Below are 17,271 nucleotides of genomic sequence, written 5' to 3' on the forward strand. Positions count from 1 at the left end.
CATCGGGGGTGACCAGGCGTGACCGGGGCCGTCGGCATCTCAGGCATGACCACCCGGCACCCCAATTCAACAACACAGATTGATAAACCACTCGGGGCCCACCACTTCCTCGGTGCGGCCCGGGAGGCGCAGATCACAGCGCAGGCCGTGGGCGCCACGCTCAGCGCCCTGCGGGCCCGCGGCCTGGCCGAGCGCCACCCAGGCAGAGCTGAAGCAGCTCGCCACGGCCGCCCCGCTGTTGGAGCGGCTGGCACAGCGCATCTGACGCCGACTCATCGACGAGGAAGCAGGCCGATGACGACTCCTCCCCTGATACGCACCCACCTCCGCCCGCCCGATGGCCGCTACAAGTGGACGGCGCTGACGAACACGACCGCCGCGGTCTTCATGTCCGCGCTGGACGGCTCGATCGTGCTGATCTCACTGCCGGCGATCTTCCGTGGCATCCACCTGGACCCGCTGGCTCCGGGCAACATCGCCTACCTGCTGTGGATGATCATGGGGTACCGGCTGGTCCAGGCCGTCCTGGTGGTCACGGTGGGCCGACTGGGCGACATGTACGGCCGGGTCCGGATCTACAACAGCGGATTCGCCGTCTTCACCTTCGCCTCGGTCCTGCTGTCCTTCGACCCCTTCGACGGCGGGCACGCGGCGACGTGGTTGATCGCCTGGCGGGTGGTGCAGGCCGTCGGCGGGTCGATGCTGACGGCCAACTCGGCCGCGATCCTCACCGATGCCTTCCCCGAGGAGCAGCGCGGCTTCGCCCTGGATATCAACCAGGTCGCCGGCCTGGCGGGCATGTTCATCGGCCTGGTCGCCGGCGGACTGCTGGTCGCCTGGGACTGGCGGGCGGTGTTCTGGGTGAACGTACCCGTCGGCGTGTTCTTCACGGTGTGGGCCTACCGCACCCTGCGCGAGACCGGCCGGCTCGGCGGCGGCCGGATCGACTGGTGGGGCAACGTCACCTTCGCGGTGGGCCTGAGTGCGGTCCTGATCGCGGTCACCTTCGGGCTGCAACCCTACGGCGGGCACACCATGGCTGGACCAACCCACTGGTCGACGTACTGGCCATCGGCGGCCTGACGCTGCTGGTGGCGTTCGTCGCCGTCGAGCGGCGGGTGGCGGCTCCGATGATCGACTTGAATCTGTTCCGCCAACGTGCCTTCCTTTTCGGCAACTTGGCGGGCCTGGCCATCTCGCACGGTCATCCTCCGAGAGGATGTGCCTGGCCGGGCCGGAGTAGCCGGCATGGCGGCATGTTCGTTGTCATGTGATGACCGCTGGGCAGGAAGACCTTGCCGGTGTCGTGGCTCCAGTAGGGTCCGGTCATGGCCATGGAGAATCCCAACTCATGGGCTGCCGAAGCGATCCGGCGAGTAGAGGGAGATGGCCGGCATCTGACACCGACGCCCCTACGCCCGCTGTCGCTCTCCGCAATCCCGGACGTCGAGATCTACGTCAAGGACGAGTCGGCGCATCCCACCGGCAGCATGAAGTACCGCCTGGTGCGGGCCATGTTCTGCGAGGCGATCGCCCGTGGCGCCATCAGGGCTGACACACCGGTGATCGCGGCGACGAGCGGGGCGGTCGCCATCGCCGCAGCCCACTTCTCAGAACTGCTGGGCCTGGTGTTCACGGCCGTCGCACCGGCGAGCACCTCTGCGGACATCCTGACCAGGATCGAAGAGGCGGGCGGCCGTTGGCAGGTGGGTGAGCGGCCACCGGCCGCGGTGCAGGTGGAGGCGAGGGTGTTGGCCGAGCGGCTCGGAGGCCACTTCCTGGACCACTTCGCCAACGCGGAGCGAGCGCTCGCCACGTGTGGCATGCCCACGATCGCCGACGAGATCTTCCTGCAGCTGAGCAAGGAGCCGCACCCGGTCCCCGAGTGGATTGTCACCGGTGCCGGAACGGGGGCGACCTCTGCGGCGATCGGACGCCACCTCCGGCGCCACGGTCACCCGACGCGGCTGGCCGTGGTGGACCCGGAGAACTCCGCCTATTTCCCCGCGTGGGCGAGCGGTTGTGGCGACTACACCACCGGGATGCCCTCGCGGATACCCGGCATCGGCCGTCCGCGCACCGAGCCCGGCTTCCTGCCGGCGGTGATCGACCTGATGATCCCGGTAACGGACGCTGCGTCCATCGCGGCCCTGCGCTGGCTTCGTACTGCTGCCGGGATCGAAGCCGGCCCGGCGACCGGCACCAACTTTTGGGGGACGTGTCACCTCGTGGCACGGATGCGCGAAGCGGGCGCAAGCGGCAGCATCGTCACCCTCATCGGCGACACCGCCGATCCGTACAGGAACACCCACCTCAATCCGGCATGGGTGGCTGCGCGGGGGCTCGACCCCACGCCGTACGAGGCCGAGATCGAGCGGTTCGCGCGCACTGGTGAATGGCCGGCCGGGTAGCCGCGCAGGTGAGACCGGCTCGCTCAGTACTTCTTCAGCGTAAGGGAGTTGATGAACTCGTAGAACTCCCGCATATCGCGGTCACCGATAGCCTGCGCCAGCTCCGACTCGTCCTGGGAGGTGGCGGCCGTCGCCTCCTCCATGCGTTCCTTGTTGTCCAACGCGAGCTGTTGCGTTCCTGCGACGTGTTCCCGCAGCTCCTGCTCATAGGCTGCGAACGCCGCCAGGTGGTCGCCGCGCGCGGCCTTGAGTTCGCCCGCCAGTACGTAGGCGCCGATCAGAGCCAGGCTCGTGCCCTGTCCCGTCATGGGCGAACCGCAGTATCCCGCGTCACCGAGCAGCACCACTCGGCCCTGCGACCACCTGTTCATACGGATCTGACTCAATGAGTCGAAGTGGAAGTCGGGCGCGTCCCACATGTACTTCAGTGCGCGGGGGAACTCCCATCCCGCATTGGCGAAACGATCGGCCAGCAGGCGCTTCTGCGACTGGATGTCGCGGTAGTCGTACTCCAGCGGATCTGCCTGCTGGAAGCCCAGGTACACCCGGGACTCCGTGTTGTTTCGGGCGCTCATGATGATGCCGCCCAGTTCCCTGCTCTGGTGGTAGATCTGCCAGTAGTCGAGATCGAGGAAGTTGGGCGCGGTGAACAGTCCGAGGTAGCTGCCGAGGTGGTGGAGGTAATCGGACTCCGGGCCGAATGCGAGCTTGCGCACGTTGGAGTGCAATCCGTCGGCGCCTACGACGAGATCGAAATCACGGGGGTCACTGCGTTCGAAGGTGACGTGGACTCCCCGGTCCTCATCCTGCGTGATGGAGGTGATGGAGTCGTTGAACAGGTAACGCACGTTGTCTTCGGTGGCCCGGTGGATGACGCTGCACAGATCGTCGCGCATGATCTCGACGTCAGGGTTGTCGATCCGACCGCCGGTGAAAGTCTGCTCGGTGCTGCTGTACAGCTCCTGGCCGGACTCGCCGACGACCGTCATGCCGCGTATGTCGGTGGCGAGTTGGCGGATCTCGGGCAGGAGCCCCATACGCTCGGCCACTTCCAGCGCTGGCCCCCGCACATCGATCGCTTGGCCACCGGGGCGCAGGTCGGGGGCCCGCTCCACCACGGTCACGTTGAACCCGTAGCGGTTCAGCCAGTACGCCAGGGCCGGACCGGCCACACTGGCACCGGAGACAAGGACATTCGCGTTCTTCATCTGGAGGTTCCTCCACGTCAGTTGGGACTCCTGAGGTGGACGCGAAGCACCCGCACGAAGGTTGCCCCGAACGCGAGAATCCCCGCGTCGGTCCAGGTGGGGCGGGCCAGCGACCAGCGGTGGAACGCGGCCACGCGTGGATGAAACGGCATCGGCAAGCCGCTGCGCTGCGCCGAGGAGCGCAGCGGTGTCGTGGACTTCCGCGGGGCGCGGAGGAGTTGCCCGGGCGAGGAGCCGATCAGTGAAGCCCTCGCGGCGCTCCGTACCAGCGCCAGTCCTTCCGGCGAGGACGAGCGGGTGTGTCGAGGCGTCCGGTAGCCCACAAGAGCGTGGAAGCGGCACTCTCCTCGACGGTCACGTCTGGAAAGAGCCGGGTGAGAACGCGCTTGCTCAAGTCCTCCGGCGGGGCCCCGTCGCGCTGGAGCCCCTGGGCGATGTCGTAGGTGTGAACGAGGGTTTCGACCACACCCATGGCCGCGAACCCTTCCGGGTCGGAGGCACCGAAGACATGCGGGGCGAGCACACTCGAAGTGGTGCTGTCCACGACGGTCGCGAGCAGTCCGCCGCATGCCTCCACGACGGTCAACAGGCCCTCCGGTCCTGCGGCCTTGTCGCCGAAGACGACGTTGGCCGGCCCTTGGGGACGATCGGTGGAGATACGCAGGGGTACATGTGGGACACCGCTGGGGTTCGCGAGCCCGAAGCGGAGCGCATAGGTGAGCAGGTCGTCGGCGAGGTGTTCCAGGGTCTCCCAGCATGTCCACTCCAGTTGGCCGGCGGCTGCATGCCATGGGCCGGACGAAGCACCGGAAAGGGTGGCGACACAGTGCGCAACGGCCTCGCGCACATGCTTGCCGCTCACCGAGGTCTGCGTGTGCGTGGGTATGGAAGGCGTCATCCAGGCAGATTACCGGTGGGCATCCCCTGCCCGGCCGGGCAGTCGGCCGGGCAGCGGCCGAACGACGGCGGGCCGGACAACCTGGCGGGACTCACCCGTGAACGCTTGGAGCGTATGGCCGAGTTGGCCACTTCTCAAACCGTTCGCGACCGCCACTCGCCCCCTGGACCGTCCCTCGGTGCTGCCGGATTCGCCCTGCACGGTGATCGCCTCGGCATTCACCCCCGAACAGGTGCGGGCGCTGGCGGCCGGCGGAAACCCGGTCTTCGAGCCGACGGCCGGAATGGACCTGCGCCATCCGCCGACGGGGCACTGGCCGATGCTCTCCCGACCCGCCGAACTGGCATCACGACTGGACAGCGTCTCCCGCTGACCCGGCATGCGCCCACCGCAAGTCCGCCCGGCATCTCCTGTCGGCCGCGCTGGTTCGCGCGGTGTGGTCGGGCAACGGCAGGTCGTGGATGTCTGCGTGCCGCACGTCCACCACCGCCTGACCGGCGGTACGCGTGCGGACGGCGTCCACCATGCCAACCACCAACCGCACAGTCGCCCAGGCCGCATCACCCACCGAAGTTGCCCCTCCGATCATCCCCTAAGCGTCCTCGACCCCCCTAAGTCCCCCCGTACCCCCCTAACTTGAGCCACGGGGAACGCCATTGGACCTTGCGGATCCTAGGATCGAATCTCTGTGCGTACGGCCCGCCTCGTTTCCGAACCCGTGGAGAGCCCCGATGGAGAATCAATGAGCGCCGCCCCGCCAGCCCCCGGCTTGGACCAGACGCAGCTGGTCGAGGTGGCCGCAGCCGACCTACCGCGTCTTGTCTCCCTGTTCGACCCCGACCATCCCAACCTGGCCTTCGTCCACGCGGTCATCGACGGAGCCATCCCAGGCAGGGCCTGGGCGCATTTCCACAACGACGCGCCCGTTTCCTGTCTGGTCGCCACCACTGCACCGTTCTGCATTGCCGGCGGGGCCATGACCCCCGCCTTCTTCACTGAGGCCAAGACGCTGCTCGCCGGGCACGGCGAGGTACAGCTCGTCTATCCGCCGGGCCCAGGCACCGGTGCCTGGGCGAAACAGGCCGGCTTCACCGCGGGGCGGCGGCTCCACTTCACCCGCACCCACTTCGGCTTCATCGCCCCCATGCCGGCCGTCCCCGACGACTACGCCGTGGTCCGGATCGACGCGGAGACCTTCTCCGGGCTCGATTCCCCGATGGCTCGGAGCATTTTCGGTACCAGCGCCCAATACGCCCAACACACGGCCGGCTTCGCCTTGGTCAAGGACGGCCAGGTGGCGGCAGACGCACACGGCGTCATCGGCGGGGGGCTGATCGAGCTCGGTGTCCACACCCACCCCGACCACCGCCGCAAGGGCCTGGCACTCATGGCCCTCGCCTTGGTCAGCCGATGGGGCACCGAGCAGGGCCTGCGCTCCGTCATTACGTGTCACGCGGACAAGACGCCGAGTATTTCGATGGCCCGGAAGCTCGGTCTGACCGAGGAATTATCCTACCCGATAGCGAAAGCCATATGCTGAAACCTCTCTTATCCGAGGCCATTTCCCCGGCCTCGGTACGGCGCATGCGCGAACTCATCGATCCGCATATCCGCCGCACACCGCTGCTTCAGGCGAAGTCGCCGAGCCCGGTGGACATTCACCTGAAGTGCGAGAACCTTCAGATCACCAATTCCTTCAAGGCCCGAGGCGCACTCAGTGCGCTCCACGCGTACCGGCGGTTCCGTCCGGAGGTATGGTCCCGGATCGTCCGCGAAGGCGTTGTGACAGGCAGCTCGGGCAATTTCGCGCAGGGCCTGGCGCATGTGACGTCGGAGCTGGATCTGGCGTACACGGTGGTGGTGCCGGACTCGATCCCGGAGGCGAAGCGGTCGCAGATACTGGCGTACAACCCAAGGACGCGGATCGTTGCGGTCCCGTACCCGATCTGGCGTCGCACCATGGTCTCCTCCTCCTTTCCCGACCTGCCGGGTTTCTTCCTCTCCTCGGAGAGTGATCCGTACGTCTCGATGGGCATCGCCACGATCGGGATGGAAATCCAGGACGATCTGCCGGATGTGGACGCGGTGCTGGTGCCGTACGGCGGCGGGAACCTCGCCTACAGCCTGGCGACCTACTTGAAGGTCCCCGTCTACGCCGTGGAGATCAGCACCGGAGCCCCACTCTCCGCATCACTGCGCGCGGGGCGTCCCACGGAAGTGACGTACGAGCGTTCGTTCGTGGACGGAATCGGCGCGAGCTTCGTCATTCCAGCTCAGTTCGAGCGGCTGAAGGACAAATTGGCCGGGGTGTTCACGGTGACTCCGCAGGAGATCGCGGAGGCGCTGTCGTCACTGGCGTTCGCCGACAAGATCGTCTGCGAAGGCGCAGGAGCCGCGGCCTACGCAGCCGCGCTGAAGCACTCCTCCGCTCACGGCTGGCACAGCCCCGTAGCCGTCGTCAGCGGGGGCGTCATCGATCCCGACGTCCTGCTGCACACCCTGACCACCACCGGTCAGCCGCTCACCACGCCTATTTCGCATTGAGGAGCAATATCAACATGAGCAAAAACCTGCCCGTCGTCGAGCCGGTAAGCCCCGCCATCGGAGCCCGGGTCACGGGTCTCGATTTGTCGCAGGAGCTTTCGGACGAGGCGTGGAAGACGGTCCAGGACGCCTTCCACCAGTACAACGTGCTGGTCTTTCCGGAGCAGGACATCTCGGTCGAGCAACAGAAGGCGTTCACCGCGCGCTTCGGGCCGCTGCTGACGCACAGCCACCTGCTGCCGATGACCGTTGAGGGCCATCCCGAAGTGATGGTGCTCCACAACAACGAGCAGAAGCCGCCGGGGCTGAACGACTGGCACACCGACAACAGCGGCTGGGCCGAGCCCCCGCTCGGCACCGCGCTCTACGCCAAGATCACGCCCAAGGTCGGCGGGGACACCCTCTACGGCAACATGTACCTGGCGTACGAGTCGCTGTCCGTGCCCATGCAGGAGCTGCTGCTCCAGCTGACCGCGACGCACGACGTGCGCAAGGCGTTCGGCCCGGACTACGGCAACCTTCAGAAGTCGCTGCGCAAGAAGGGCATAGACCCGGACCAGCAGTTCGCGGACCAGGACCCTGTGGAGCACCCGCTGATCCGTACGCACCCCCAGACGGGGCGCCGCGCGCTGTACATCTCCAACCCGTACGTGACGCGGATCAACGGCGTGACCGAGTCCGAGAGCCGGGCGCTGCTGGGCTTCCTCTGCCGCCACATCGAGACCAACGAGCTGATCTACCGGCACCGTTGGGCCCAGGGCGACCTGGTGATCTGGGACAACCGCTGCACCCAGCACCTCGCGGTCGCGGACTACTTCCCGCACGAGCGCCTGATGCACCGCATCAACATCGCGGGAGACAAGCCCTTCCTGAAGCTCTGACCACATCTCCTCCCCCACCCGCCACGTCGCGCCCCACCCCACGCACGGGCGCGACGTGGCCGGGGCTTCTGGAGGGCCTGGCCGCCCCCAAGACACCGGCGCTGGAAACACGTTGCTCAGGCGCGGCCGACCGCGATATGGTCACCGCACTCTGAAGATTCACGCTCCCTGGAAACGTAGCCGCAGAACGGGAGCAGGCCCGCGCACAGCGACGCGGAACCACGGAGGGGCGGCACCCGATTCGGCATACCCTCCCAAGGAGTCCTCATGAAGATCGGCCTCGGTCTCCCCATCGATGATCCCGCCCTGCTGCTGACCTGGGCCCAGCGCGCCGATACCGGCCCGTTCAGTACCCTCGGCCTGCTCGACCGGCTCGTCTTCGACAATCCTGAGCCCCTCGTCACCCTTGCTGCGCTCGCCGGCGCCACCTCCCGCATCCGCCTCCAGACCGAGGTTCTGATCGCGCCCGTCCACAACACGGCGATGCTCGCCAAGCAGACCGCGACCCTCGACCGCATGTCGGGCGGCAGGTTCACGCTCGGCATCGGCGTCGGCGGTCGCGAAGACGACTGCCTGGCCGCGGGCATCGACATCCGACGCCGGGGTCGCCGCCTCGACGAGCAGATGCCCGTACTGCGCCGGATCTGGCGCGGCGAATCGTTCGGCGAAGACGTCGGGCCCATCGGCCCCGTGCCGGCGACGCCCGGTGGCCCGGAAGTACTGTTCGGAGGCTTCGCCCCAGCCGCGATCGAGCGCGTCGCCCGGTTCGGCGACGGCTTCCTCGGTGCCGCGCTGCCTCCGCAGTTCATGGCCGGCCTGTTCCGCGACGTCGAGGCGGTCTGGGAGAAGCACGATCGCCCGGGCCGACCGCGCCTGGTCGCCCAGGCCAACGTCGCCCTCGGTCCCGAGAGCACCGTCGAGCAAGCCCGACGCAACGTCCGCGACTACTACGGATTCAGTGGCCGCGCCGACCACGTGGCCAATGGGCTTCTCACCACGCCGGAGACGATCCGCAAGGCGGTCGACGACTTCATCGGCATCGGCGCCGATGAGGTCATGCTCTACTGCTGGTCCCCTGACGTCGACCAGATCGACCGCCTTGCCGACACCCTCTTCTAGGGATCGTCCGCCACCTCCTCACCGGAGCCGGAGCCGGATCGCGCCGAGGGTGACTGTGCCCTGAGAGACATACCCTCTTTCCCTGGCGGGTCGCGCCGCAGAGACCTCGACCCGCCAGGGCCAAGGGCCGGTCGGGTTCACCGGGGGCGTACGGCAGCCTCCAACACTTCCTGGACGGTCTTCGCGGGGTGGCCGATGACGGCTTCCGATGTGGAGTCGTTGACGTCGAACTCGCCATTGCGCGATGCAGTGAACATCGTCAAGGAGAGCTCCGCAGGTTGCCGCGGTATCCCGCCGGCGACTGCTGCGGAGATCCACTCGTCGTCGTCCATGACGACGCGGCGAGGTCGGCGGCCTTGCTCACGTCGCGCATACTGACGCCGATCCTTTCGGCCGGCACCCGCTCCAACAGGCGGTTGACGATCAGTTCCCCGAGACGTCCGGTGGCTCCCGTGACGATCAACATCGGTGGCTCCCATCTGACGTTGCTTCCAATGGAACGGAAAATACGTTAACGCTGATAATTCCATTGGAATCACACGCATGCACCGCCATGCGCTGATCCGCGCAGGGAACTGTGGGATGCGTATCCGCGCACGCCGGTGCCGCTCAGCCTCAAAGCGATCGACGCTCGACAGCGGCCGCCGCCACTGCGCCACAACGGGGGAAAGCCCGCACAACTCCGATCAAAGCCAGGAAGATCGGGCAAATTCCGGCCTTGCACTCGTGAAGTGATGTTCCGGGCGGCACGGGATCGCGTGACGGGAGCGAGGAGCCCCCGGCACATCTCCTTCACGACATCTCCCCGACCGCTCATCAGTTGTTTTACCAGTTCAAGGGCACACTGCTCGGCACGAAGTCGCCACGATGGCCGTCTAAGAAGGTGTCATCACTCGCACCTCGTTAATTTCGCAAGCACTAGACAGATGGATGGCGCGTGGCCGAAGTAACCGTTTTCCTCCGGGAATATGCGAAGACCCGTCGAGACGTGGGGGCCATCGCCCCGAGCGGCACCCGGCTCTGCAGGGCCCTCACCCGGTACATGATCCCCAATCCCGGCCGCCGCCGTGCGGTACTCGAAGTGGGGCCCGGCACAGGTGCGGTGACCCGCCACATCACCGACTCACTGGGCAAACTGGACACCCTGGACCTGATCGAGGCCAACCCGCGCTTCGCCGCCCTCCTGCGACACACCTACGCCGGCGACCCGAGACTGCGCATCCACACGGGCCTGATCCAAGAACAAGAACTCGCCTCCTACGACACCATCGTGTGTGGCCTACCGTTCGCCAACTTCGACGCCCACACGACCGAAGAGATCTTCGACCGACTCCTCGGATCCCTGCGGCCCGGCGGCACGCTGTCCCTCTTCGGGTACGTGGGCGGTGAAACCGTACGCCGGACACTCACCGACGCAGTCGACCGCGAGCGCACCCTCGCCGGGCTCGGCGTACTGCGCCGCATCCTGCGTCGACACACGTTCCGCACGGAGACGGTGCTGGGGAACCTTCCGCCGGCCCGGGTCCACCACCTGACGCCGGTCAACCCACCGGTCCATCCCGCGCGGACACCCATCTGCGACTGCCGCGAGACGTCTGCCTGAACACGTTCGCCCCGCGGCTCAGCCGGAGCGACATGACCGCACACACAGTCCCGCGCACCGCGCCACGACCGTGCCACCGGTGCCGGGACCTGCCTGAGCGATCATGTACGGAGCCAGACGTCCGGGGTTGCGGCTGTTGCGGTACTGAGTGGAGCCCGGCCTGTCGTAGTCGACCGGCCGGGCTCGATCCGGGTCGATATCAGCGATAACATCACCCGTCACACTTGGGCGATACCATCGTTGCCATGGCATCGAACACGCAGCGGCGGGACGTCACCAGGGACCGCATCGTGAAGGCCGCGGCCGGCCTGCTGCGCGAGCAGGGCCCGGCCGCGGTGACCACGCGCCGTGTGGCCCACGAGGCGGGGCTGCAGCCTCCTGCTCTGTACCGCTTCTTCCCGGGCAAGGACGACCTGTTGGATGCCGCCGCGGAGCATGTCTTCGCCGAACATGTGGCGAACAAGCAGACCAGCGCGCCCTCGGACGACCCCGTGGAAGACCTCCGCGCCGGATGGGACATGCAGATCAGCTTCGGCCTGGCCAACCCGCATGTCTACGGCCTGTTGCTCGACCCGGCCCGCGCACGCGACGCCCCCGCCCAGGCCATGGGAGTGCGGGTCCTTGCCGAGCGGGTGCACAGAATCGCCGCCGCCGGGCGGCTTCGGGTGAGCGAGGAACGCGCCGTCAACCTCATCCGCGCGGCGGGGGTCGGAACCGTCCACACCCTCCTGACACTGCCACCGGGGCATGACGACCCGGGCCTCGCCGACGCCGCCTTCGATACGGTCGCCGGCGCCATCCTCACAGATGAGCCCGCGGTCTCCGCTCAGGATCAGGCAGCCGTCGTTGCGGCATTCCGCACCCACCTGCCCGAACTGCCCAGCCTCAGCAAAGCCGAGGCCGAGCTTCTCGACGAGTGGCTGCAACGCTGATCCGGCACCGTGCCACGCCCCCGGCGCGGCAGCCCCCGGCGCCCGTCGGCCACCTCGTATGCCCGAGCCCAGCCATTCGCCGCCTACGGCCTCACCCGGCACCAGATCGCGGCGTCACACACCTGGGCACAACGTGGGCCAATGACCTCAACTCCTGCCTGCGCAAAGGAGATTCGGCGCTGATCGGAGTACCGAACGACGAGGTGCCTGCACCTTCGCTCGCGGCCGACCGCCGACTGAACGACCGCTTACCGACCGCCCGTTTCGGGTGTGCGCGTGGTGGAGAAGTTGTCGTGCCAGGCAGCCTGGGCTCCCGAATCCCCGATGCGGTAGGTCTGTACGACCGCACCGGCTCCCAACACCAGCGACAGCACTACGGCCACAGCCTTCAGCGCACCTCGTCCGCCCGTTCCCGACCGCTCCCCGTCGGCCGCCGCGATGGCGTCGGCCGGGGAAGCGGTCCTGGTACGTCGCTGCATCCACCACAGCGCCACCGCCAGTGCGAACAGGCCCAGCGTCCACGGCAACAGACCATCCCCCAGCTCGGTGTGCCGGCGCACCAGGGGATCGCGGTCCACATGGTGCTCCAGCCACTCTCCTGCGTGGGTGGTGAGCGGCACGCTGACGAGCGTCACCACGGCCAGCACCGGAAGGGCGATTCCGAACCGCCGGGCCAGGTCGGGCCACACGGCGCAGACCACCAGCGCAAGCGCGGTGAGCGGTACGAGCACGACCACGACATGGACGAAGAGCACATGCGCGGGTATCCCATTGATCACCGTGGGGCCCATGGCCTCCCCCTGCTTCCGAAGTAGCTGGCGGCCGAAAATCTACTACAAGCGTGTAGACGCTCATAGTCGTCCAACAGCATCCACGACTCCGATGCCCACAGACCGCCGACGTCAGCGGGATGGAAGCCGGCGGGGCGGCGTCGATTCCCGGCGAGCGGGATTCGACCACCAGGAGCGAGCTGGCCTGGGTCTCGGCGACCCGGGCGGCGGCCTCACCACTGCCCATTGCCTGGGTGGCTGCGCGTGCCTGGCGCTGCCAGGCCAGGCATTCTGCCGCCACTCCAACTCCCGCAGGACACCCGTATGTTGTATGAGCGCGTCGACCAGATGTCACCGGCCAGGTGTCACCGGCGCCCCTCAGGTGGCGCTGCCCGGCGCGGGCCTCGCAGCTCCGGCCCCATCGGGCCGTCCGGCCGGGAAGTCGTCGCCGATCTGCTCGCGGAGCCACTCGTCGTCGAACACCTTGCTCAGGTAGTTGCGGCCGGAGTCCGGGAGCACCACGACCACCAGGTCGTCCGGACCGAGCCCGGCGGCGACTCGGAGCGCCGCGGCGACCGCGGTCCCGGCCGATGCGCCCACCAGCAGCCCCTCTTCTCGGGCCAGCCGACGGGCGGTCAGCAGCGAGTCGCGGTCGCTGACCCGCTCGAACCCGTCCACCACGTCGGTGTGGAACGACTCGGGCCAGGAGTCGTCCACGGTATCGGGATGGCGGAACAGGCCGATGCTCTCCACCGCGTACGCGGTGCCTGGTCCGCCCGAGTAGACGGATGCCTCCGGGTCGGCGCCGATCACCTGGACCCGGCCGCCGCTGACCTCCTTGAGGTAGCCGCCGGTGCCGCTGATCGTGCCGCCGGTGCCGATGCCGGCCACCAGATGCGTGATCCGGCCCTCGGTCTGCCGCCACAGCTCCGGGCCCGTACCGCCGTGGTGCGCACGGGGGTTGGCGGGATTGCTGTACTGGTCGGCCAGCCACGCACCGGGGGTGGTCCGGGCGATCCGCTCGCCCACCGACCTGGGGTGGTCGGGGTGTTCGCGCGGCACGTCGCCGGGGCAGACCACGACCTCGGCACCGTAGGCGCGCAACACCGACACCTTCTCGGTGCTGCTTTTCGACGGCAGGGTGAACACACAGCGATAGCCGCGCTGCGCCGCCACCATGGCCAGCCCCACACCGGTGTTGCCCGAGGTGGTCTCCACGATGGTGCCGCCCGGCCGCAGCAGCCCGGCGTCCTCGGCGGCCCGCACCATGGACAGTGCGATGCGGTCCTTGACGCTCCCGCCCGGGTTGACGTACTCCAACTTCGCGTAGACGGGCGTGGAAAGGCCCACGGTGATCCGGTTGAGCCGCACCAACGGGGTGTTGCCGACCACGTCGACAAGGGATTCGTAGACGTCCATCACAGCAGTCTGCCGGAAGGCCCGAAGCCGGGAGCCGACTCCCGGCCTTCGGCATCGCATGTGTCTGGGGCTTCGGCTTCACGCGATCGGCGCGGCCGGGGCGGAAGGGGGCGGGTTGCCGGCGACAGAGCTGATCGGCGGTGTCATCGCGCCCTCGATCGTCGCTCCCGGCGCAGTTCCGCCGGCGGTGAACACCGACCTCACCAGGCTCGACGATCACTACAGTCCAGTCCCATGACGACGGTTACCACGCGCACGGTCCGATACCAGGCCGACGGTCTCACGATGATCGGGCACCTCGCGCTCCCAACCGGCGTCGACCGCCGGCCCGCGGTGCTGCTCGGACCAGAGGGCATGGGGCTCAGCGATGTCGAGCGCCGCCGGGCCGATGCGCTCGCCGAACTGGGCTACGTGGCGCTGGCCTTCGACCTCCACGGCGGGCGCTATGTGAGCGACCCCGAGAAGATGCTGGCCCGTTGCATGCCGCTGCTCGCCGACCCCGAGCGGATGCGGGACATCGGCCATGCGGCCCTCGACGTACTGCGGGCCGAACCGCGGACCGACCCCGACCGGATCGCCGCCATCGGCTACGGCACCGGGGGCGCCATCGCGCTGGAACTCGGACGCGACGGCGTCGATCTGCGCGCGATCGGGACAATCAACGCGGTGACCACGGGCCGACCGGGCGAGGCCGCACACATCCGATGCCCCGTGTGGGCCGGAGTCGGTTCGGAAGACCCGATCATGCCGCCCGCGCAACGGGAGGCGTTCACCGCCGAGATGCAGGCCGCGGGCGTCGACTGGCGCCTCACGGTCTACGGCGGAGCCCTGCACGCCTTCCACCACCCACCGGTCGACCACACCGTGCGCCCCGGCGTCGGCCACCACCCGCAGCACGCGCAGCGAGCCTGGCGCGACATCGTCGACCTGCTCGCCGAGTGCCTTCCCGTGACGGAGTGAGCCGGTGCGTCGGGGCTGGGTGACGGTTACCGGTCGGCGGTAGTCATGGGGCCGGTTGTTCGGGCTCGGCCGGTGCGTTGATGCTGTGGGCGGCGTCGAGGAGTTGCTGTCCCAGAGCCCTCAGGTGCCCGGCGAGTTCGGGGTCTGCTTCGAGGGTGACTTGGGGGCCGAGGTTCAGCAGGCGTTGGGCGATGTGGAGGGGGTTGTCGGCGGAGATGTCGGCGGTGCAGGTGCCGTCGTCGAGTGGGGTGATGCGGTCGGGGAGTGCGCCGGTGCGGGTGCGGACGGTGTCCGCGTCGGCGGGGACGGTGGCGCGGGCGGTGTCGCCACCTCCGCGACACCGCCCCATCATCGGCGCTCGAAGCTCCGACCGGCCTGCATCGTCGGATTCCGGGGTGCCTACAATCGCCCGATGCACAAGGACTCCTCCCCCGACGTCGTAGTGGTCGCTCCCGATCCCGGCTGGACGGTCCAGGCCGAGGCCGTGGCAGAAGAGTTGTACGACCTGCTCCGGCCGCTCGCGCTCCATGTCGAGCACATCGGCAGCACGGCCGTCCCCGGTATGGCGGCCAAGCCGGTTCTCGACCTCCAGGTCAGCGTGCGCGCACTGGAGGAGGTGGAGGGCGCGTTCACCAGGCCGTTGGCCGAACGGGGCTTCGTCCTCGCTCCGTATCGACATGACCACGTTCCCGCAGGCAGTGACGACGATCCGGCACGCTGGACGAAGCGGCTGTGGATCCGCCAAGGTCATCAGGGGCTGGACGTCAACCTCCATGTCCGGAGGGCCGGTTCGCCCAACGAGCGGCTGGCGCTCCTCTTCCGTGACTGGCTGCGGGCACACCCCGAGGCGGTACCGGCCTACGCCCGCTTCAAGCAGGTGCTGGCGCAGGCCGTTCCGGATCTCGCCACCTACGCCGATGTCAAGGATCCCGTGGTCGATCTTGTGGTCGCCGTCGCCGAGCCCTGGGCACGGGCCACGGGGTGGCGACCGTCCACCACGATGACGGCCCGGCCCGCGACCCACCGGCGCTGATTCCCTCCTCACCGGTCCACGGTCCACTGACCGTCGGCAACCGGGCCGAACAGGGCCGGCTCGGCCCGCAGCACGCCGACGTCGACCAGTTCGTTCTGGCCACGGTGGCCATGGCCAGGCAATGCGCGTCAGCGCAGAAACCCTTCGTAATTGCGCTGCTGGAGCTGACTCTCGATCTGCTTCACGGTCTCCAATCCGACGCTCACGATGATGAGGATGCTCGTGCCGCCGAACGGGAAATTGCTGCCGTTGAAGAACACGAGTGCCGCTGTGGGCACAAGGGCGATCAGTCCCAGGTAGATCGCTCCCGGCCAGGTGATCCGGTTGAGCACGTAGCCCAGGTATTCAGCCGTCGGTCGCCCGGCTCGGATACCGGGGATGAACCCGCCGTGCTTCTTCATGTTGTCGGCAACTTCTTTGGGGGTGAAGGAGATGGTGACGTAGAAGAACGCGAAGAAGACGATCAGCAGGAAGTAAAGTGCGAGATGGATCGGTTGGTCACCCCTGGTGAGATTGGTGGCGATCCACCGGGACCACCCCGACGCCGAGTTGCCGCCGAAATCGATCAAACTGGGGATGGTGAGAATTGATGAGGCGAAGATGACGGGAACCACGCCCGCCTGGTTCACCTTCAGCGGAATGTAGGTCGAAGTGCCGCCGTAGGAGCGGCGGCCGATCATTCGTTTTGCGTACTGGACCGGGATCCGGCGCTGCGCCTGCTCGACGAAGACCACGAGGCAAACCATGCAGAGGCCGACCGCGATCACGATGGCGAACTCGCCCCAACCGCTCAGGATTTTGCCCGACTTCTTGATCCCCCACAGGTTGGCCGGAAAGCTGGCGGCGAGGGAGGTGAACATCAGGAGCGACATGCCGTTGCCGATGCCGCGGTCGGTGATGAGCTCTCCGAACCACATTACGACGGCGGTGCCGGCGACCATGGTGACGACCATGACGCAGGTCTGGAAGATCGAGGCGTCCGGGACGATCTGGGCGCGGAGTCGGCAGGTGGGGAAGAGCCCGCCGCTTTGGGCTTTGGCCACCAGCGCGGCCCCCTGGAGCACCGCCAGTCCCAGCGTCAGATACCGGGTGTACTGGGTGATCTTCGCGGTGCCCGCCTGGCCCTCCTTCTTCAGTGCCTCCAGGCGCGGGATCACCACCGTCAGCAGTTGAAGGATGATGCTCGCCGTGATGTACGGCGTGATCCCCAGGGCGAAGACGGTGAGCTGTAGTAGCGCACCACCGCTGAACGTGTTGATCAAGCCGAAGAGGCCGCCGTTGCCGACCCCTTCCCTGATGCACTGCGTAACGTTCCGGTAGTCCACTCCGGGGACCGGAACGTTCTGCCCCAACCGATAGAGGAGCAATATTCCCAGCGTGCAGAGTATCTTTTTGCGAAGACCGGGCGTTTTGAAGATCCTGACGAGTACGGTGGGCACTTTTTCAAATCGTCCTTAATCTCGCAAGTTGATAGAGCATCTGCACTGATTCCC

17 protein-coding genes and 2 pseudogenes are annotated in these 17,271 nt (G+C 67.6%); 11 read left to right on the forward strand and 8 right to left on the reverse strand.

Going from position 1 to position 17,271, the window contains the following annotated elements; translation table 11 throughout:
* Positions 1-294: 294 nt before the first annotated feature.
* Positions 295-1,205: pseudogene (locus K2224_RS17515) on the forward strand (MFS transporter); the annotation flags it as partial.
* A gap of 123 nt (positions 1,206-1,328) precedes the next feature.
* A complete protein-coding gene (locus K2224_RS17520) occupies positions 1,329-2,411 on the forward strand; it encodes a PLP-dependent cysteine synthase family protein (RefSeq protein ID WP_221907437.1) in 1,083 nt (360 codons plus the stop codon).
* A 23-nt stretch (positions 2,412-2,434) separates the two neighbouring features.
* On the opposite strand, the gene K2224_RS17525 is transcribed toward K2224_RS17520, so the two are convergent.
* Together K2224_RS17525 and K2224_RS17530 are read right to left on the reverse strand one after the other, a co-directional pair.
* Complete coding sequence (locus K2224_RS17525) at positions 2,435-3,619, reverse strand: FAD-dependent monooxygenase (RefSeq protein WP_221907439.1); 1,185 nt, start codon at positions 3,617-3,619, stop codon at positions 2,435-2,437.
* A gap of 238 nt (positions 3,620-3,857) precedes the next feature.
* A complete protein-coding gene (locus tag K2224_RS17530; RefSeq protein ID WP_221907441.1) occupies positions 3,858-4,517 on the reverse strand; it encodes a hypothetical protein in 660 nt (219 codons plus the stop codon).
* A gap of 178 nt (positions 4,518-4,695) precedes the next feature.
* Between K2224_RS17530 and K2224_RS17535 the strand changes: the two genes are divergently transcribed.
* From K2224_RS17535 to K2224_RS17555, 5 genes are all read left to right on the forward strand, one after another.
* A complete protein-coding gene (locus tag K2224_RS17535) occupies positions 4,696-4,890 on the forward strand; it encodes a hypothetical protein (protein ID WP_221907442.1) in 195 nt (64 codons plus the stop codon).
* Between the two features lie 369 nt (positions 4,891-5,259).
* Entirely contained in the window at positions 5,260-6,057 is a 798-nt protein-coding gene (locus K2224_RS17540; RefSeq protein ID WP_221907444.1) for a GNAT family N-acetyltransferase, read from the forward strand.
* Between the two features lie 44 nt (positions 6,058-6,101).
* Entirely contained in the window at positions 6,102-7,061 is a 960-nt protein-coding gene (locus K2224_RS17545) for a threonine/serine dehydratase (RefSeq protein ID WP_221907445.1), read from the forward strand.
* Between the two features lie 14 nt (positions 7,062-7,075).
* A complete protein-coding gene (locus tag K2224_RS17550; protein ID WP_221907447.1) occupies positions 7,076-7,942 on the forward strand; it encodes a TauD/TfdA family dioxygenase in 867 nt (288 codons plus the stop codon).
* 267 nt (positions 7,943-8,209) lie between these two features.
* Positions 8,210-9,061, forward strand: a complete 852-nt coding sequence (locus tag K2224_RS17555; RefSeq protein ID WP_221907449.1) for an LLM class flavin-dependent oxidoreductase — start codon at positions 8,210-8,212, stop codon at positions 9,059-9,061.
* 137 nt (positions 9,062-9,198) lie between these two features.
* On the opposite strand, the gene K2224_RS40640 is transcribed toward K2224_RS17555, so the two are convergent.
* Both K2224_RS40640 and K2224_RS41695 read right to left on the reverse strand, forming a co-directional pair.
* Positions 9,199-9,324, reverse strand: a complete 126-nt coding sequence (locus K2224_RS40640; protein WP_260692733.1) for a hypothetical protein — start codon at positions 9,322-9,324, stop codon at positions 9,199-9,201.
* Positions 9,321-9,527 (reverse strand): SDR family oxidoreductase, encoded by a 207-nt coding sequence (locus K2224_RS41695; protein ID WP_399018848.1) that lies wholly within the window; start codon positions 9,525-9,527, stop codon positions 9,321-9,323. The genes K2224_RS40640 and K2224_RS41695 overlap by 4 nt, the downstream gene beginning before the upstream one ends.
* 576 nt (positions 9,528-10,103) lie before the next feature.
* Between K2224_RS41695 and K2224_RS17565 the strand changes: the two genes are divergently transcribed.
* Positions 10,104-10,664 carry a class I SAM-dependent methyltransferase gene (locus K2224_RS17565; protein ID WP_221907451.1) on the forward strand — a complete coding sequence of 187 codons (561 nt, stop codon included), beginning with the start codon at positions 10,104-10,106 and terminating at the stop codon, positions 10,662-10,664.
* Between the two features lie 224 nt (positions 10,665-10,888).
* Positions 10,889-11,596 (forward strand): TetR/AcrR family transcriptional regulator, encoded by a 708-nt coding sequence (locus K2224_RS17570; RefSeq protein ID WP_260692734.1) that lies wholly within the window; start codon positions 10,889-10,891, stop codon positions 11,594-11,596.
* Positions 11,597-11,844: 248 nt separating this feature from the next.
* Here K2224_RS17570 and K2224_RS17575 read toward each other — a convergent pair whose 3' ends face one another.
* Both K2224_RS17575 and K2224_RS17580 read right to left on the reverse strand, forming a co-directional pair.
* On the reverse strand, positions 11,845-12,387 hold the full coding sequence (locus K2224_RS17575) for a DUF2231 domain-containing protein (protein WP_221907452.1): 543 nt from the start codon (positions 12,385-12,387) through the stop codon (positions 11,845-11,847).
* Positions 12,388-12,810: 423 nt separating this feature from the next.
* Positions 12,811-13,785: pseudogene (locus K2224_RS17580) on the reverse strand (PLP-dependent cysteine synthase family protein); the annotation flags it as partial.
* Between the two features lie 234 nt (positions 13,786-14,019).
* On the opposite strand from K2224_RS17580, the gene K2224_RS17585 reads away from it, so the two are divergent.
* Complete coding sequence (locus K2224_RS17585; RefSeq protein ID WP_221907454.1) at positions 14,020-14,745, forward strand: dienelactone hydrolase family protein; 726 nt, start codon at positions 14,020-14,022, stop codon at positions 14,743-14,745.
* A 43-nt stretch (positions 14,746-14,788) separates the two neighbouring features.
* Here K2224_RS17585 and K2224_RS17590 read toward each other — a convergent pair whose 3' ends face one another.
* Positions 14,789-15,097, reverse strand: a complete 309-nt coding sequence (locus K2224_RS17590) for a WYL domain-containing protein (protein ID WP_221907455.1) — start codon at positions 15,095-15,097, stop codon at positions 14,789-14,791.
* Between the two features lie 60 nt (positions 15,098-15,157).
* Between K2224_RS17590 and K2224_RS17595 the strand changes: the two genes are divergently transcribed.
* Positions 15,158-15,778 (forward strand): GrpB family protein, encoded by a 621-nt coding sequence (locus tag K2224_RS17595; RefSeq protein WP_260692735.1) that lies wholly within the window; start codon positions 15,158-15,160, stop codon positions 15,776-15,778.
* A gap of 128 nt (positions 15,779-15,906) precedes the next feature.
* Here the strand turns inward: K2224_RS17595 and secY are convergent, their stop codons facing one another.
* On the reverse strand, positions 15,907-17,217 hold the full coding sequence (gene secY / locus K2224_RS17600) for a preprotein translocase subunit SecY (RefSeq protein ID WP_221907457.1): 1,311 nt from the start codon (positions 17,215-17,217) through the stop codon (positions 15,907-15,909).
* Between the last annotated feature and the right edge of the window lie 54 nt (positions 17,218-17,271).

It is taken from the genome of Streptomyces sp. BHT-5-2 (genome assembly GCF_019774615.1).
Taxonomy (GTDB): domain Bacteria; phylum Actinomycetota; class Actinomycetes; order Streptomycetales; family Streptomycetaceae; genus Streptomyces.

Excerpts from the sequence above, each read along its gene's own strand:
- K2224_RS17520 (WP_221907437.1), top strand. The coding sequence starts at position 1,329 with ATGGCCATGGAGAATCCCAACTCATGGGCTGCCGAAGCGATCCGGCGA.
- K2224_RS17525 (WP_221907439.1), bottom strand. The coding sequence starts at position 3,619 with ATGAAGAACGCGAATGTCCTTGTCTCCGGTGCCAGTGTGGCCGGTCCG.
- K2224_RS17530 (WP_221907441.1), bottom strand. The coding sequence starts at position 4,517 with ATGACGCCTTCCATACCCACGCACACGCAGACCTCGGTGAGCGGCAAG.
- K2224_RS17540 (WP_221907444.1), top strand. The coding sequence starts at position 5,260 with ATGAGCGCCGCCCCGCCAGCCCCCGGCTTGGACCAGACGCAGCTGGTC.
- K2224_RS17545 (WP_221907445.1), top strand. The coding sequence starts at position 6,102 with ATGCGCGAACTCATCGATCCGCATATCCGCCGCACACCGCTGCTTCAG.
- K2224_RS17550 (WP_221907447.1), top strand. The coding sequence starts at position 7,076 with ATGAGCAAAAACCTGCCCGTCGTCGAGCCGGTAAGCCCCGCCATCGGA.
- K2224_RS17555 (WP_221907449.1), top strand. The coding sequence starts at position 8,210 with ATGAAGATCGGCCTCGGTCTCCCCATCGATGATCCCGCCCTGCTGCTG.
- K2224_RS41695 (WP_399018848.1), bottom strand. The coding sequence starts at position 9,527 with ATGTTGATCGTCACGGGAGCCACCGGACGTCTCGGGGAACTGATCGTC.
- K2224_RS17565 (WP_221907451.1), top strand. The coding sequence starts at position 10,104 with ATGATCCCCAATCCCGGCCGCCGCCGTGCGGTACTCGAAGTGGGGCCC.
- K2224_RS17575 (WP_221907452.1), bottom strand. The coding sequence starts at position 12,387 with ATGGGCCCCACGGTGATCAATGGGATACCCGCGCATGTGCTCTTCGTC.
- K2224_RS17585 (WP_221907454.1), top strand. The coding sequence starts at position 14,020 with ATGACGACGGTTACCACGCGCACGGTCCGATACCAGGCCGACGGTCTC.
- K2224_RS17590 (WP_221907455.1), bottom strand. The coding sequence starts at position 15,097 with ATGATGGGGCGGTGTCGCGGAGGTGGCGACACCGCCCGCGCCACCGTC.
- K2224_RS17595 (WP_260692735.1), top strand. The coding sequence starts at position 15,158 with ATGCACAAGGACTCCTCCCCCGACGTCGTAGTGGTCGCTCCCGATCCC.